12 protein-coding genes are annotated in these 15,751 nt (G+C 63.9%); 5 read left to right on the forward strand and 7 right to left on the reverse strand.

What is annotated here, in order from left to right; genetic code table 11:
* The first annotated feature begins 141 nt into the window (after window positions 1–141).
* Window positions 142–2,277 carry an LTA synthase family protein gene (locus MB84_RS04595; RefSeq protein WP_046290930.1) on the forward strand — a complete coding sequence of 712 codons (2,136 nt, stop codon included), beginning with the start codon at window positions 142–144 and terminating at the stop codon, window positions 2,275–2,277.
* Window positions 2,278–2,307: 30 nt separating this feature from the next.
* Here the strand turns inward: MB84_RS04595 and MB84_RS04600 are convergent, their stop codons facing one another.
* The 6 genes from MB84_RS04600 to queA form a co-directional block, all read right to left on the reverse strand.
* Window positions 2,308–3,528, reverse strand: a complete 1,221-nt coding sequence (locus tag MB84_RS04600) for an ISL3 family transposase (RefSeq protein WP_046289972.1) — start codon at window positions 3,526–3,528, stop codon at window positions 2,308–2,310.
* 133 nt (window positions 3,529–3,661) lie between these two features.
* A complete protein-coding gene (gene secF / locus MB84_RS04605) occupies window positions 3,662–4,639 on the reverse strand; it encodes a protein translocase subunit SecF (protein ID WP_046290931.1) in 978 nt (325 codons plus the stop codon).
* 24 nt (window positions 4,640–4,663) lie between these two features.
* Window positions 4,664–6,556 carry a protein translocase subunit SecD gene (gene secD, locus MB84_RS04610; protein ID WP_046290932.1) on the reverse strand — a complete coding sequence of 631 codons (1,893 nt, stop codon included), beginning with the start codon at window positions 6,554–6,556 and terminating at the stop codon, window positions 4,664–4,666.
* A 135-nt stretch (window positions 6,557–6,691) separates the two neighbouring features.
* A complete protein-coding gene (yajC, locus tag MB84_RS04615; protein WP_231965171.1) occupies window positions 6,692–6,958 on the reverse strand; it encodes a preprotein translocase subunit YajC in 267 nt (88 codons plus the stop codon).
* A gap of 234 nt (window positions 6,959–7,192) precedes the next feature.
* On the reverse strand, window positions 7,193–8,323 hold the full coding sequence (gene tgt / locus MB84_RS04620) for a tRNA guanosine(34) transglycosylase Tgt (RefSeq protein ID WP_046290933.1): 1,131 nt from the start codon (window positions 8,321–8,323) through the stop codon (window positions 7,193–7,195).
* 138 nt (window positions 8,324–8,461) lie between these two features.
* Entirely contained in the window at window positions 8,462–9,544 is a 1,083-nt protein-coding gene (gene queA, locus MB84_RS04625) for a tRNA preQ1(34) S-adenosylmethionine ribosyltransferase-isomerase QueA (RefSeq protein WP_046290934.1), read from the reverse strand.
* A 128-nt stretch (window positions 9,545–9,672) separates the two neighbouring features.
* Here queA and recG point away from each other — a divergent pair, with 128 nt between their 5' ends.
* The 4 genes from recG (at window position 9,673) to MB84_RS04640 (ending at window position 14,958) form a co-directional block, all read left to right on the forward strand.
* Window positions 9,673–12,003 (forward strand): ATP-dependent DNA helicase RecG, encoded by a 2,331-nt coding sequence (gene recG / locus MB84_RS04630; RefSeq protein ID WP_046290935.1) that lies wholly within the window; start codon window positions 9,673–9,675, stop codon window positions 12,001–12,003.
* A 153-nt stretch (window positions 12,004–12,156) separates the two neighbouring features.
* Window positions 12,157–13,101 (forward strand): LysR substrate-binding domain-containing protein, encoded by a 945-nt coding sequence (locus MB84_RS04635; RefSeq protein WP_046290936.1) that lies wholly within the window; start codon window positions 12,157–12,159, stop codon window positions 13,099–13,101.
* A gap of 177 nt (window positions 13,102–13,278) precedes the next feature.
* On the forward strand, window positions 13,279–13,443 hold the full coding sequence (locus MB84_RS29780; protein ID WP_157122634.1) for a hypothetical protein: 165 nt from the start codon (window positions 13,279–13,281) through the stop codon (window positions 13,441–13,443).
* Between the two features lie 66 nt (window positions 13,444–13,509).
* Window positions 13,510–14,958 (forward strand): catalase, encoded by a 1,449-nt coding sequence (locus MB84_RS04640; RefSeq protein WP_046290937.1) that lies wholly within the window; start codon window positions 13,510–13,512, stop codon window positions 14,956–14,958.
* Between the two features lie 97 nt (window positions 14,959–15,055).
* Here the strand turns inward: MB84_RS04640 and MB84_RS04645 are convergent, their stop codons facing one another.
* Window positions 15,056–15,736, reverse strand: coding sequence for a thiamine phosphate synthase (locus tag MB84_RS04645; protein ID WP_084009602.1), 681 nt, complete (start codon window positions 15,734–15,736; stop codon window positions 15,056–15,058).
* Window positions 15,737–15,751 lie beyond the last annotated feature (15 nt).

The raw sequence follows: 15,751 nt of genomic DNA on the forward strand, positions 1-15,751 counted from the left end.
GCAAGCCCGTGGCGCGTGCACGTTCGACAGGGGGCACGCACGTTGTGAAACCACCCACATCGGGGGCCGGACATTCGCTGTCAGGCTGGCAGCCATCTTCACGCAGGTCTCGTTTGCGTCCGCGCAAACGGCCGTCCAGCCATGACTGCCACGTCTGCCGACATCCCGGCGGCGGCGCTCGCCTCGCCCGCCGATCCACGACTCCCTTGCTTGCTGCGTCTAAGCGCGGTCGTCATGTTCGCGACGTGGCTGGGCAACCTGCTGATCCGCGGCTTCGGCGTCATGGCGCTCACGCCCGACGCGCAGTACGCCGTCGTCACCACCAGTGCGCATGAATGGATGCTCTGGCTCTGGTACGGCGCTCGCTACGACGTCCTGCTGAGCAGTTGGGGAATGTTGGCGTGGCTACTGCCGCTCGCGATCGGGCGGGCGATGTTCGCGTCGACGCCTGCCATGCGGGCGGCTTTCGTCGCAGGCGTGGCGCTCTGGTTTGTCGCCGTGAACGCGTTGGGACTCGCCGAACACTTCTACCTGCGCTACTTCGGGGTGCCGTTCGGCCCTCAACTCTTCAGCATTTTCGACGACGACGTCGGCATCGCCATGGACGCCGCCGCCCATCTCCTTCCGGTGGGCACGGCGTTGCTGTGCGCGTTGGGGCTCGCGCTCGTTCAGACGTGGTGCGCGCTGCGCCTGACGCTAGTCCCGCAGCGACGGGCAACGTGGCGCGACGCCATCGTACAGATCGCGGTGATCACGACGCTTTGGGTGGCCGCCTGTGGCAAGCCTGCGACGCGACTGACGGCGCAGGAGGGTGTGAGCGTGGCGCGGCGTGCGCTCCTCGACGACCTGCTCGTCAACACGCCGGTGCGGCTTTACCTCGCATTCCGGCAAAGCCGTGAGACGCCGGGGCAGGCAGACAGTCCGAATCGCGCGCTGAAGTCGTACGGCTTCGACAATGTCGCTGCGCTTGCCAGCGCTTTGCGTATTGACGGCCCGGACGACGACGGTGACGAGGGCAAGGAAAGCGCAGAGACGCGTGAGCACGACCCGACAGCGGCGCTTGAGCACGCGGCGTGGCATCGCACGCCGCCCAACGCCATGCTGGCGGCGCATCCGCCGCATGTCGTCTTCGGCCTCATGGAAGGGTGGGGCGGTTACGGACTGTCGCTCGACGCCGACGGGTTTCCCATCGCGGGCGCGATGCGCCGACACCTGGATGCCGGATGGTGGTTCCGGCATGCCGTCGCGGCGCGCGCGGATACGATCTCCACGCTCGAACACCTGCTGATCAATAGCGGTAGCCGATCATTGATGCTGACGGACGACGCGCGGCCGGTCTCCTTCACGTCGGCCGCCGCCAGGCCGTTCCAGCAAAAGGGTTATCGAACGGTTTTCGTCTACGGCGGCGCACGCACATGGCGGCACATCGGCCGTGTCATGCGTCAGCAAGGGTTTGACGACGTGATCACGCAGGCCGACATCGTGGCGCGCTATCCGCAAGCCGACACGGGCACCTACGGCGTGTACGACGGCTATCTCTGGCGCTATGTGCACGACATGCTGGAGGAAGCCGACGCGCGCGGACAACCCTTGTTCGTCTTCGCGCTGACGATGAGCAACCACTGGCCGTTCAACGTGCCCGACGATGCGGCGAGCGGCCCGTTCGACCTGACGAAGGGATGGCGCGCCTCACCCGCTAACGCAGCGCAGCGGGACGAACGTCAGCGCGGCGTGCGCGCCTATCGCTACGCGATGGATGCGCTTGGCGACTTCATCGACCGTCTCAAATATGCGCCGATGAGTTCGCGCACGATTCTGGTGGCGACGGGCGATCATCGTGCGCCGCAATGGCGCGATCTCGATAACGCCTCGCTCTCGCCGTTCGAGCGCTATCACGTGCCGATCTATTTCCGCGTGCCGCCTGCGTATCAGCCGATGGAGCCGCCGCGGCTGGACGACTTCGTCGGCCATCGCGACATCTTCCCCACGCTCTATCACCTGGCCCTGTCGGACGCGCCTTACGTGGCGTTCGGTGAACCGCTGTTCGGCGTGGCGCCTGAAGCACGCCGGTATGCGGTGGCGCAACAGCGCTATTTGTTCTCGACGGCAGGGGCACGGGATCTACGCAGCGGCGTGAGCTATACCCCCCTGGAAGGTGGCGACGCCGATATGCTCGGGAAGCAAGCCGCGCACGCCAATGCGTCGCTCGCGCTGTCGGAATGGTTTGGGGAGAGGCAACGACTGACGAGGCCTGCGTGCGCCGCGTCAGATGAATAGCGTCTGAACGACAGACGAAAAAAAAAAGGTTCATTGAGCATTACCGGGGAAGGCGGCGCGGATTTTGAGGAAGAAGTATTCCTGGTCTCGGTAGCCGTAGGCGCGCCGCTTAATGACCTTGATAGTGTTGTTAATGCCCTCAACGATGCTGGTGTTTAGACGATGTCGGCATCTGGCCAGGATGCCATGCAGATAGCCTTTCAGACGCTGAGCGAAGGTGTTCAAGGGGGCTATTCCGCTTTGCTCGGCCTGCTCGCACCAGTGGTGCCAGGCTTGTTTTGCCCAGGCAGGTCTTCGGTAGAACCAGAGCCGCTTGAGTTCGTCCCTCAGGACATAGACCGTCAGCAGCGGCTGGTTGGCTTGCAGCAATTCGTCGAGCCGGACGGCCTGCTGCCGGTCTAGCTTGTCGCGGTTGCGCAATAACAGCCAGCGGCTCGATTTGATGACCCGGCGCGCGGGACGGTCCTGGCGCAGTTGGTTGGCCTGATCCACGCGCACCCGATCAATGACCTCTCGTCCGTACTTGGCCACGACATGGAACAAGTCATAGACGATCTCCGCCCGTGGGCAGTGGGCCTGGATTTCTAACTCGTAGGCCGTAGTCATGTCGATGGCTACGGCCTTGATGCGTTGGGCGACCCCACGCGGCAATTGCTCGAAGAACGCCCGAGCCGTCTCGCGTGAGCGTCCTGGGCCGATCCACAGCACCTGCCTGCTGATCGGATCGACGACTACCGTCGCGTACCGATGCCCTTTATGCAGGGCGAACTCGTCCATCGCTAAATACTCGATCCTGGACCAATCCGGTTCGCGCACTGACGCTCGGAGCCGGGCCTTGTCCAGCGTCTTGACGGTATGCCAACCCAGCTCGAAGAACCTCGCCACCGCCTGCACGTTGCTCGATTGCAGCAATTGGCTGCAGGCCGCCGCAAGCCGATCCGTCACCCGCTGGTAGCGACCCAGCCAAGTAAGCCGCTCCAGGCGCGGGCCACCGCATTGCTCACACAACAAGCGCCGGCGTGGAACATGAAGAACAACCCGGTACTCAAATAACGGCAGATCTCGCACCCGGCGCACCGTGGTCTCATGGACCTGGCGACATCGTGCGCCGCACTGCTCGCACAGCATCACCTTGGCGGTTGGCTTCAAATAGATCGACAGCGTGCGCCCTGTGCCCTCGGGCCACTCCACGCGTTCGACGGCATAGCCCTGCCAGCCTCCCAGCGACTCCAGCAGCTTGCGATCCAGCATCTCCACGCACTCCTGATGGCAAATTCCTGCCATCAAGAGTACGAAAACTTGTCAAATCCCTCCACGCTATTGCGCGATGAACCAAAAAAAACCGCCGGACATGCCGGCGGCTTTTTCGTGAGCGACGTGTGAATCAGACACGTGCGCCGAAGTTCGGATCGTTGCGATCCAGCCCTTCTTCGTCATCCTTGCTGCCATGCTTGATGAGGTCTTCGCGCTTCACGCCGAACCACATCGCAAGCGCTGCGGCCACGAACACCGACGAGTAGATACCGAACAGAATACCCACGGTCAGGGCGAGTGCGAAGTAGTGCAGCGTCTGGCCGCCGAAGAAGAACATCGACAGCACCATCATTTCCGTACTCGCGTGCGTGATGATGGTCCGCGACATCGTCGTCGTAATGGCGTGGTCGATGACTTCCTGCACCGTCGCCTTGCGCATCTTGCGGAATGTCTCGCGAATCCGGTCGAAGATAACGACCGATTCGTTCACCGAGTAGCCCAGCACGGCCAGCACCCCCGCGAGCACCGCCAGCGAGAACTCCCACTGGAAGAATGCGAAGAAGCCGAGAATGATCACCACGTCGTGCAAGTTGGCGATCACGCCGGCCACGGCGAACTTCCATTCGAAGCGGAACGACAGGTAGATGATGATGCCGACGACCACGAAGGTCAGCGCCAGCAGACCGTCCGTGAACAGCTCGTGCCCGATCTGCGGACCGACGAATTCCACGCGACGCAGCGACACGTCGGGGGCGTCGGCCTTGAGCGCGGTCATCACGGCATCGCTTTGTTGCGCGCTGGTGACTTGCTTGCCGTCCGGACCGTTCTGAATCGGCAGACGGATCATCACGTCGCGCGAGGTGCCGAAGCTTTGCACCTGCACGTCGCGATAGCCGAGCTTGCCGACTTCGCCGCGGATCTTCTCCAGATCGGCCGCCTGCGTGTAGGCCACTTCCATGACCGTACCGCCGGTGAACTCGATCGACAGGTGCAAACCCCGCGTGAGCAGGAAGAACACCGCCGCCACGAACGTGAGCGCCGAGACGATGTTGAAGATCAGGGCATGCCGCATGAACGGCACGTCTTTCTTGATGCGGAAAAATTCCATGACTGTTTCCTCTCGCGCCTGCGGTTATTGCTCGCCTGCGTCGGGTGCGTTCGTCGCACCGTCCGGGCGCCAGACCTGACCGATCGCCAGCGACTTGAGCTTGCGACGGCCGCCGTACCACAGGTTGACCAGACCGCGCGAGAAGAACACGGCGGAGAACATCGAGGTCAGAATACCCAGGCAGTGCACCACAGCGAATGCGCGCACCGGACCCGAACCGAAGGCCAGCAGCGCCAGACCGGCGATGAGCGTGGTGACGTTCGAGTCCAGAATCGTCGCCCACGCATGTTCGAAGCCCAGTGAAATCGCCTTCTGGGCCGACGCACCGCCGCGCAACTCTTCACGGATACGTTCGTTGATCAGCACGTTCGCGTCGATGGCCATACCGAGCGTGAGCGCGATAGCGGCGATACCCGGCAGCGTCAGCGTAGCCTGCATCAGCGAGAGCGCGGCCACGAGCAGCAGCAGGTTGAACATCAGCGCGATGACCGAGAACACGCCGAACAGCATGTAGTACGCCATCATGAACACGGCGATGGCGAGGAAGCCGTACATCACCGAGTCGACACCCTTGTGGATGTTGTCGGCGCCGAGGCTCGGGCCAATCGTCCGTTCTTCGATGATTTCCATCGGTGCGGCGAGCGAACCGGCGCGCAGCAGCAGCGCCAGATCGTTGGCGCCCTGTGCCGAGCCCATGCCGGTGATCTGGAAGCTCTGACCCAGTTCGCCGCGGATGGTCGCCACCGTCAGCACTTCGCCCTTGCCTTTCTCGAACAGCACGATCGCCATCGGCTTGCCGATGTTGTCGCGCGAGACGTCGCGCAGCACACGGCCCCCGGCCGCGTCGAGCTTGATGTTCACCGACGGTTGCTGGTGATCGTCGAAGCCTGCCGAGGCGCTGGTGATACGGTCGCCACTGAAGATCACCTGACGCTTGAGCAGGACGGGTGCACCGTTGCCGTGCAGGAACAGTTCGTCCTGCGGCGGGACCGGCGTGTCGGCCGAGACCACGCGAGGCGCGTCCGGATCGGCGAGGCGCGCTTCGAGCGTTGCCGTACGGCCGATGATGTCCTTGGCCTTGGCGGTGTCCTGCACGCCAGGCAACTGCACGACGATACGATCGGGGCCTTCCTGTTGAATCACCGGTTCGGCCACGCCGAGTTCGTTCACCCGGTTATGCAGCGTGACGATGTTCTGCTTGACGGCGTTGTCCTGCACCGCGCGGCGGGCGGCTTCCGTGAACGCGCCCACGACCTTGAACGCGCCGTTCGCAGCAGGCTGCGTGGTATAGGCGAGATCGGGCAGGCCATCGTTCAATGCGTTGCGGGCGCGCTCGGCGTCTGCCTGAGCACTGAAGGCGGCCTCGATGCCGTTGTCCGTGCGCGTCACACCGTTGTGGCGGATGTTCTTGTCACGCAGCAGGGTACGGGCGTCGGCGGCAGACGCATCCAGACGCTTGGTGATCGCCCCGGCCATGTCGACTTGCAGCAGGAAGTGCACACCGCCACGCAGGTCGAGCCCAAGATACATTGGCAACGCGTGGATTTTGGAGAGCCATTCCGGCGAGGCCGACAGCAGGTTGAGCGCGACGACGAAGGTCGGATCGGTCGCGTCGGTGTTCAGCGATGTCTGGAGCAGATCCTTGGCGCGCAGTTGCGTGTCGGTATCGGCAAAGCGGATACGCACGCTCGGGTTATTGCCTGTGCTGTCGAACACCGCGCCGGTATAGGCGATGTTCTGTGCCTTGAGCGCGTCTTCGGCGCGCGAGAGCGTCGAGGGATCGACCTTGACGGTCGCCTTGACGCTGGAAATCTGTACCGCCGGTGTTTCACCGAACAGGTTCGGCAGCGTGTAGAGCACCCCGATGGCAAGGGCCACCAGAATGACGATGTACTTCCAGAGAGGGTAGCGATTCATAGCAGCGGGCTAGGGTGATGCCTCGTGGCAAACCGTGCTTCAGACCGTCTTGCATGGCGACGCGGGCGATGTAGACCGGCCTCGCCATGCACTGCGGCCGCCGGTAAGGGCGGCCGCGTGCGGTGGTGCAAACGATCAGAGCGCCTTGATGGTGCCCTTCGGCAGCAACGTGGTGATAGCACCCTTCTGCACGTTGATCTCGACGTTGTCGGCGATTTCAACGGTCACGAAGGTTTCGCCGACCTTCGAGATACGACCGGCCAGGCCGCCCGAGGTCACGACTTCGTCGCCCTTGGCGAGTGCGGCCAGCATGTTGCGGGTCTCTTTCTGACGCTTCATCTGCGGACGGATCATGATGAAGTACAGCACCACGAACATCAGCACGAGCGGCAAGAAGCTCATCAGGTTGCTGGTCGGGCTGGCGGCGCCTGCCGTCTGAGCGAAGGCTTCGGAAATCAGCACGTTCGGTTCTCCTTATGTAAGACGTGTAAAAGCCGCGTGTGACCGGTCTCAGGACACGCGCGGCGTGTGTTTCGGTGCGAGGATGCAGCATCCAAGCCCGGCATTTTACCACTGCCCGACCCCGTTCCCGGGGGATTCGGCGACCGAGCCAAATGCCTCGGCGCACCGGCCACGTTACTGCACGCCGCGGGCGCGATCGGCTCTGAACTGGGCGACGAACGCGTCGAATCGGTGCGCTTCGATGGCATCCCGGATTTCCTGCATCAGCGTGAGATAGTAATGCAGGTTATGGATGGTGTTGAGCCGCGCGCCCAGAATCTCCCCGGCTCGCTGCAAGTGGTGCAGATAGGCGCGCGAGAAGTTTCGACAGGTGTAACAGCCGCAAGTTTCGTCCAGCGGGCGTGTATCGGTCTTGTGCGATGCATTGCGGATCTTGAGATCGCCGAAACGGGTGAACAGCCAGCCATTACGCGCGTTGCGCGTGGGCATCACACAGTCGAACATGTCGACGCCGGCGGCCACACCGGCCACCAGATCTTCCGGCGTCCCCACGCCCATCAGGTAATGGGGTTTGTTCGCGGGCAGACGCGGCGCCACGTGCTCCAGCACGCGCATCATGTCTTCCTTCGGCTCGCCGACCGACAGCCCGCCGATGGCGTAGCCGTGGAAGTCCAGTTCCGACAGCCCGGCGAGCGATTCGTCGCGCAAATGCTCGTACATGCCGCCCTGAACGATGCCGAACAGCGCATTCGGGTTCTCAAGGCGGTTGAATTCGTCGATGGAGCGCTTGGCCCAGCGCAGCGACATGCGCATCGACTGACCCGCTTCTACCTCCGTGGCGGGGCGAGCGTCGATCTCGTACGGCGTGCACTCGTCGAACTGCATGACGATGTCCGAATTGAGCACGCGCTGGATCTGCATCGAGATTTCGGGCGAGAGAAAGAGGCGGTCGCCGTTCACAGGCGACGCGAATTTCACGCCTTCTTCGCTGATCTTGCGCAATTCGCCGAGGCTGAACACCTGAAAGCCTCCCGAATCCGTGAGAATCGGACGATCCCAGCCCATGAAGCGGTGCAGACCGCCGTGCGCGGCAATCGTCTCCAGTCCCGGGCGCAGCCAGAGGTGGAAGGTGTTGCCTAGGATGATCTGGGCGTTGTTTTCAACGAGTTCGGCCGGCGACATCGCCTTGACCGAACCGTAGGTGCCGACCGGCATGAAGATGGGCGTCTCGACCACACCGTGGTTGAGCGTGACGCGCCCCCGGCGGGCTTGCCCGTCGGTGGTAATGAGTTCGAACTTGAGCATGTGTCGTGCGCCCCGGCACCACCGGCAAAACAAGCCGGCGCCCGCGCGGGACGTCAAAAAAGCGGCCAGCGCCCCATGCGCGGCCAAGGCGGTATTGTACTTGGTCGGACGGCGCTGGACGCCGGGGCCGTCCGGGAATCAGGCGGCAGCCTTCGGGGTGTCCCTGATCTCCACGCGCGACAGGATCATCGCGTCGCCATAGCTGAAGAAGCGATAACGCTGCTCGATGGCGTGACGATAAGCCGCACGGATCGTCTCCATGCCCGAGAACGCCGACACGAGCATGAGCAGCGTGGACTTGGGCAAGTGGAAGTTGGTCACGAGCCGGTCGACCAGTTGGAACCGGTAACCTGGCGTGATGAAGATGTCCGTCTCGGCACTGCCGGCGCGCAGCGTGCCCGGTGCGCCACCGGCGGCGAGTGTGGCCTGCGCGCCCGATTCCAGCGCGCGCATCGACGTCGTGCCGACGGCGATCACCCGGCCGCCGCGCGCCCGGGTGGCCGCGATGGCATCGACCAGCGCGGGCGTGATCTCGTACCACTCAGAGTGCATCTTGTGTTCGCCGATGTTGTCCACGCGCACCGGCTGGAAAGTGCCCGCACCCACGTGCAGGGTCAGCGTGGCGCGTTGGACACCGAGGGCGTCGAGACGGGCGAAGAGGGCGTCGTCGAAGTGCAGACCGGCCGTCGGCGCGGCCACGGCGCCAGGGTTGCGGGCGTAGACGGTCTGGTAACGGGTCTCGTCGGCGGCGTCGGCATCGTGTTCGATGTACGGCGGCAGCGGCAGACGGCCGTAGGTTTCCAGCAGCGTGTAGCAGTCTTCGGGGAAGTGCAGCGTGTAGAACGGCTCGACGCGTTCGCCAACCATGACGTCGAAGGCATCTGCCAGACGCAGCGTGGTGCCGGGCGCGGGGCTCTTGCTGGCGCGGATCTGTGCCAGCACGGTGCGGTTGTCGATCACGCGCTCGACGAGCACCTCGATCTTGCCGCCGCTGGCCTTCTGACCGAACAGGCGCGCCTTGATGACGCGCGTGTCGTTGAACACGAGCAGGTCGCCAGGGGCAAGCAGGCCGGGCAGATCGACGAAGCTGCGGTCGTAGAGGTGCGGCGGCGTGACGCTACCGTCGACCTCCAGCAGGCGGCTGGCGCTACGCTCGGTGAGTGCGGTCTGCGCGATGAGTTCGGGCGGCAGGTCGAAATCGAAATCGGAAAGGGTATACATCAGCGTTTACAATGCTTAGGGTGAGCAGACCCTAAAAACCGACATTTTACTTGGTTCGTCCGAAAGCCTGCCGGTATGGCGCACGGTTCTCGGTCGAACGCTTCCGACGCCTCCGACTCAGCGACTGCATGACCGAACGCAGAATGCCCGCCACCGCGCCTGACGACGCGACCGCCGACCTCGTCGATCTTGCCGACGCAGCCAGCGCGCGAGCCGACGCCGCCGCCCGTCCTGCGGCGAAAGCAACGAAAGCGGCGAAGCGCGGCACCAAGGCCTCCGTCAAAGGTACGACCAGCGACGCAAGCGCAGACGCCACCGATCCCAAGGCGGCGAAGTCCACCCAGCCCAGCAAGCCCGCCAAATCCGCAAAATCTTCGAAGGACGCCAAGCCCGCCGCAAAGAAAGCGGCCGGCAGCGCCGACAAGCTTGCCAAGCTGGGCCTCAAGCGCGACATCGATCTGATCCTGCATCTGCCGATGCGTTACGAGGACGAAACCACGCTGCGCAAGATCGGCGAAGTGCTGCCGAGCGAACTGGCGCAGGTCGAAGGCGTGGTCACGGCGAGCGACGTCGCCTATCGCCCCCGACGTCAATGGGTGGTCCGCATCGCGGACGAAGGGCACGAGTTGGTGCTGCGATTTCTGAATTTTTACGGCAGTCAGCAAAAACAGCTCGCCATCGGCACACGGGTGCGCGTGCGTGGCGAAGTGCGCGGCGGGTTCTTCGGTCTGGAGATGGTCCACCCCGCCTACCGCGTGGTGCAGGACGCCGCCGCGCCGCTGCCCGAATCGCTGACGCCGGTCTATCCGAGCGCCGCCGGGCTGTCGCAGGCCTATCTGCGCAAAGCGATCCACAACGCGATGGATCGCACGCCGCTGCCCGAACTGCTGCCGCCCGGCTTGCTGCAAGACGCCATCGGCCCCGATCATCCGCTGCCTGCATTGGCCGACGCTGTGCACTTGCTGCACGCGCCGCCGCCGAACGTGTCGGAGACGGCGCTCATGGAGCGTTCGCATCCCGCTTGGTTACGCATCAAGTGCGAGGAGTTGCTCGCACAGCAGCTCTCGCTAAAGCGGGCGCAGGCGGCACGTCGCCGTTTGCGTGCCCCGTCGCTGGGTGAGCCCATCAAAGGCGGCTTGCTCGAACGTTTCGAAGCCGCGTTGCCGTTCAAACTGACGGGCGCACAGCAGCGTGTCTGGGCCGAGATCCGCGCCGATCTGGCCGAAGCGCATCCGATGCAGCGTCTGCTGCAAGGCGACGTTGGCAGCGGCAAGACGATCATCGCAGCACTCGCCGCCGCACAGGCCATCGACGCCGGTTTTCAGGCTGCCATCATGGCGCCGACCGAAATTCTCGCAGAGCAGCACTTGCGCAAGCTCTCGGCGTGGCTCACGCCGCTGGGCGTGGAAGTCGCGTGGCTCGCGGGCAGCATGAAGGCGAAGGAAAAGCGCGAAGCGCTGGCACGCGTGGCCAGCGGCGAAGCGCAACTCGTCATCGGCACGCACGCCATCATTCAGGACACGGTCACGTTCGCGCGTCTGGGCATGGCGGTCGTCGACGAACAGCACCGCTTCGGCGTCGCGCAACGGCTTGCGCTGCGCAGCAAGATGCAGACGGCGGGCATGGGGCCGAACGCCATGCCGCATCAGTTGATGATGAGCGCCACACCGATTCCGCGCACACTCGCCATGACGTACTACGCCGACCTCGACGTCTCGGTCATCGACGAACTGCCGCCCGGTCGCAGCCCCGTCGTAACGAAGCTCATCAGCGACACGCGCCGCCCGGAAGTGATCGACCGGGTGCGCGCGGCGGCGCTGGCCGGACGTCAGGTGTACTGGGTCTGTCCGCTGATCGAGGAGAGCGAGGCGCTGCAATTGCAGACCGCTGTCGATACGCACGCGCAACTGGTCGCGGCGTTGCCGGAGTTGCGCGTGGGATTGGTGCATGGGCGTCTGTCGCCCGCCGAGAAGGCCGCCGTGATGGAGGACTTCACGCGCGGCGACACGCATTTGCTGGTAGCGACGACCGTGATCGAAGTGGGCGTGGATGTGCCCAATGCGTCACTGATGGTGATCGAACACGCCGAGCGCTTCGGTCTCGCACAATTGCACCAGCTGCGTGGACGCGTCGGTCGCGGCTCCGCCGAATCGGTCTGTTTGCTCATGTACGCCTCGCCGCTGTCGATGGGCGCGAAAGCCCGTTTGCAGACGATGCGCGAAACCACCGACGGCTTCGTCATCGCCCGGCGCGACCTTGAAATCCGTGGGCCGGGCGAGTTTCTCGGCGCCCGCCAGTCGGGTGCGGCCATGCTGCGCTTCGTCGATCTTAATGAGGACGCCTGGATGATTCCGGGCGCACAGGAAGCTGCCGATGCGCTGCTCAAGTCGCATCCGGGCGCGGTGGCCGCGCATCTGGAGCGATGGCTCGGCGCGCGTGAAGACTATCTGAAAGCCTGACAGTGCGGGGCGTGGTAGCCGCCGCGTGGGCGGGTGACGCGAAGCGCGTCGTCCGCCAGCGGTCGAAAACGGGCAATTGCCGCCCGATTGTGCTATAAAAAACAAAATCTATCGATTTCATCGGTTCGATTAATTTACACAGGTTAGGACGACATGACCCTCACGGAACTCAAGTACATCGTGGCGGTGGCACGTGAACGCCATTTCGGTCGCGCGGCGGAAGCCTGTTTCGTCAGCCAGCCGACGCTCTCGGTGGCCATCAAGAAGCTCGAAGACGAGCTGAACGTTCAGATTTTCGAGCGCGGCGCGGCGGAAGTCAGCGTGACGCCGCTCGGCGAGCAGATCGTGGCGCAGGCCCAGCGCGTGCTCGAGCAGACCATCGCCATCAAGGAAATCGCCAAGCAGGGGCGCGACCCGCTCGCCGGGCCGCTGCGTCTGGGGGTGATCTACACGATCGGACCGTATCTGCTGCCGGCGCTCGTCAAGCAAATGATCGAGACTACGCCGCAGATGCCGCTGATGCTGCAAGAGAACTACACACTCAAGCTCATCGAGTTGCTCAAGCAAGGCGAAATCGATGCGGCCATCATGGCGCTGCCGTTCCCGGAGAGCGGCCTGATGGTGCGTCCGCTCTATGACGAGCCGTTCGTCGTGGCGCTGCCGCGCTCACACGCGTGGGCGGGCCGCGAGCATATCGATGCGGGCGACCTCAAGCAAGAGACGATGCTGCTGCTCGGCAGCGGCCATTGCTTCCGCGATCACGTGCTCGGCGTGTGCCCGGAACTGATGCGCTTCTCGCAGAACGCCGACGGCATTCAGAAGACGTTCGAGGGCTCGTCGCTCGAAACGATTCGCCATATGGTGGCGAGCGGCGTGGGCATCACGGTACTGCCGAAGACGTCCGTGCCCGAGAAGCAGGCGCCGGACAGCCTGCTGAGCTATGTGCCGTTCTCGGCACCGGTGCCGGATCGTCGCGTCGTGCTCGCGTGGCGCAAGAGCTTCACGCGTCTGCCAGCCATCGAAGCGGTGGCGCAGGCGATCGCCAAATGCGATCTGCCGGGCATCGTCCCGCTCGATTTGCCCGCAACGTCCAACTGACCTCCGGCTGAGCGCACTAGGACCGGGCACTTCCGAACGGTCCTCGACGCTCCTCATCTCCCGTCGTGAGCCTTACGCCGCTGCCTTGTGCCGCGGCGTATTGCTTTTGCCTATGACATATATAAAAACGATTAATTCGACCGTTTTAATATAAATAATTAATCTGGAGCCACGCGCTTGAAACCGGGCCACACAGAGCAGCCCGCGCTGTCAGGCGCGAATCCCTACCCGCAGAAAGACGCATTCGAGGTGCCCGCAATGACCCAACTCAAGGCCTATTTGCACGACATCGAAACCACGCTGGAACACGTCCTTGCCGACTTCGCCCTGATGGGTGCCTAAGTCGCTCAAGTTACGCAAGTCGCAAGTCATCGACAGATCAGGAACCAGGAAACAGGAGAGCGTCACATGTCCGACAAGATGAAACTCACGACCGCCGCCGGCGCGCCGGTCGCCGACAACCAGAACACGCAAACGGCAGGCCCGCGCGACCCGGCCTTGTTGCAAGACGTCTGGCTGATCGAAAAGCTCGCTCACTTCGACCGTGAAGTGATTCCGGAGCGTCGCGTGCACGCGAAAGGCTCGGGCGCGTTCGGCAAGCTGACCATCACGCACGACATCACGAAGTACACCCGTGCCCGCATGTTCGAATCGGTCGGCAAGGAAACGCCGGTGTTCCTGCGTTTTTCGACGGTGGCAGGCGAGCGCGGTGCGGCCGATGCCGAGCGCGACGTGCGCGGCTTCTCGCTCAAGTTCTACACCGACGAAGGCAACTGGGATCTCGTGGGCAACAACACGCCCGTGTTCTTCATTCGCGACGCGCTCAAGTTCCCCGACTTCATCCACACGCAAAAACGCGATCCCAAGACCAACATGCGTAGCCCCACGGCCGCCTGGGATTTCTGGTCGCGCTCGCCCGAGTCGCTGCATCAGGTCACCATCCTCATGAGCGATCGCGGTATTCCGAAGAACTATCGTCAGCAGCACGGCTTCGGCTCGCACACGTTCAGCTTCATCAACGCGGCGAACGAACGGTTCTGGGTGAAGTTCCACTTCAAGTCGATGCAGGGGGTGGAGAATCTGACGAACGCCGAAGCGGCGCAGATCGTGGCCGACGATCGCGAAAGCCATCAGCGCGATCTGTTCGACGCCATCGAAGCAGGCAACTTCCCGCGCTGGCGCATGCAGGTGCAGGTGATGCCGGAGGCGGACGCCGCGACGTATCGCTATAACCCGTTCGACATCACGAAGGTGTGGCCGCATGCGGATTACCCGCTGATCGACGTCGGCGTGCTGGAGTTGAACCGCAATCCGGAGAACTACTTTGCGGACGTCGAACAGGCCGCGTTCAATCCGGGCAATGTGGTGCCGGGCATCGGCTTCTCGCCCGACCGCTTGTTGCAGGGACGTCTGTTCTCGTACGGCGACACACAGCGTTATCGCCTCGGGGTGAACCACAGTGCAATTCCCGTGAACGCACCGAAGTGCCCGTTCCATCACAGTTTCCATCGGGATGGTGCGATGCGTGTGGACGGTAATCTCGGCGGCACGCCGAACTATGAGCCGAATCGCTACGGTGCGTTTGCCGAGCAGCCCGAGTATCGAGATCCGCAGCAAGCCGTGGGTGCCGTGGCCGATCGTTTCGATCATCGTGACGACGACGATTACTACTCTCAGCCGCGCGCGCTGTTCCGCTTGTTCGACGATGCGCAAAAGAGCCGTCTGTTTGGCAACATTGCCGTATCGATGCAAGGGGTGCCGGACGATGTCGCGCAGCGTCAGATCGCGCTCTTCGACAAGATCGATCCCGCGTATGCGCAAGGGGTGATCGCCGCACGCAAGGCGTTGGCGAAGTAAGGCATCGCTGTTGACGGTTCCGGCAGCGTGTCTGCCGGAGCTTCACTTGGCGCAGTAAGGTTGCGGGGACGGTCGGGCCGTCTGCGCACGGGTATTTTCAGGCCGCGGGCCAGAAGGCGCGGATGGCCGCGATACCGTAAGCGCCGGCGTTGCGGGCAGTATTGAGCGTCTCGGCACGCATGCCGCCGAGCGCGAAGACGGGCAGCGTGGTTTGCGCGGCGAGTGCCGTGAAGGCGGGCCAGCCAAGGGGCGTTGCTTCCGGGTGCGTGGCCGTGGCGAGCACCGGTGACAGCGTCACGAAGTCCATCCCCCGATGCGAAGCCTGCGCCAGTTGCGCGGCGTCGTGACAGGCGGCGCTCATCAGTTTCCAGCCTGTCGGACGCGACTCGCAGGCCATGAGGCGTTCGCTCGTCAGATGCCAACCGTCCGCTTGCGGCATCGTCCCGGCGTGCATGCCCTGGGCGGCGTCGAGCCAACGGTCGGCCACATCGTGTGGCGGATTCAGAATGAGTTGCGCCCCGGCCGCGTGAGTGAGCGCCAACGCGCTTTCCGCCAGCGCGCGGTAGCCCTCGGCATCGAGCGAACGGTTGCGTAGCTGCACGAGGCGAGTGCCACGCGCGAGCGCCTGCGCCAGTTGCGAGGCGAAGGCGGCGATCTGCGCGCGCGACGCGACGTCGGGCGTCACCAGAAGCTGGCGGGGCAGAAGCGGCTGGGCGGGAGGCGCGGCGTCCTGAGCGACGGCGTTGGCGTGCGACGTTCCGGTAAGACGTATGGGCATCGACGGGAGGTTGGC

The organism is Pandoraea oxalativorans (genome assembly GCF_000972785.3).
In the GTDB taxonomy this organism is placed as follows: Bacteria; Pseudomonadota; Gammaproteobacteria; order Burkholderiales; family Burkholderiaceae; genus Pandoraea; species Pandoraea oxalativorans.

What these genes read in the sequence shown, in the direction of transcription:
- MB84_RS04645 (WP_084009602.1), bottom strand. Translation starts at nt 15,736, where the DNA reads ATGCCCATACGTCTTACCGGAACGTCGCACGCCAACGCCGTCGCTCAG.
- recG (WP_046290935.1), top strand. Translation starts at nt 9,673, where the DNA reads ATGACCGAACGCAGAATGCCCGCCACCGCGCCTGACGACGCGACCGCC.
- MB84_RS04600 (WP_046289972.1), bottom strand. Translation starts at nt 3,528, where the DNA reads ATGCTGGATCGCAAGCTGCTGGAGTCGCTGGGAGGCTGGCAGGGCTAT.
- MB84_RS04595 (WP_046290930.1), top strand. Translation starts at nt 142, where the DNA reads ATGACTGCCACGTCTGCCGACATCCCGGCGGCGGCGCTCGCCTCGCCC.
- queA (WP_046290934.1), bottom strand. Translation starts at nt 9,544, where the DNA reads ATGTATACCCTTTCCGATTTCGATTTCGACCTGCCGCCCGAACTCATC.
- yajC (WP_231965171.1), bottom strand. Translation starts at nt 6,958, where the DNA reads ATGAGCTTCTTGCCGCTCGTGCTGATGTTCGTGGTGCTGTACTTCATC.
- MB84_RS04635 (WP_046290936.1), top strand. Translation starts at nt 12,157, where the DNA reads ATGACCCTCACGGAACTCAAGTACATCGTGGCGGTGGCACGTGAACGC.
- secD (WP_046290932.1), bottom strand. Translation starts at nt 6,556, where the DNA reads ATGAATCGCTACCCTCTCTGGAAGTACATCGTCATTCTGGTGGCCCTT.
- MB84_RS04640 (WP_046290937.1), top strand. Translation starts at nt 13,510, where the DNA reads ATGTCCGACAAGATGAAACTCACGACCGCCGCCGGCGCGCCGGTCGCC.
- secF (WP_046290931.1), bottom strand. Translation starts at nt 4,639, where the DNA reads ATGGAATTTTTCCGCATCAAGAAAGACGTGCCGTTCATGCGGCATGCC.
- tgt (WP_046290933.1), bottom strand. Translation starts at nt 8,323, where the DNA reads ATGCTCAAGTTCGAACTCATTACCACCGACGGGCAAGCCCGCCGGGGG.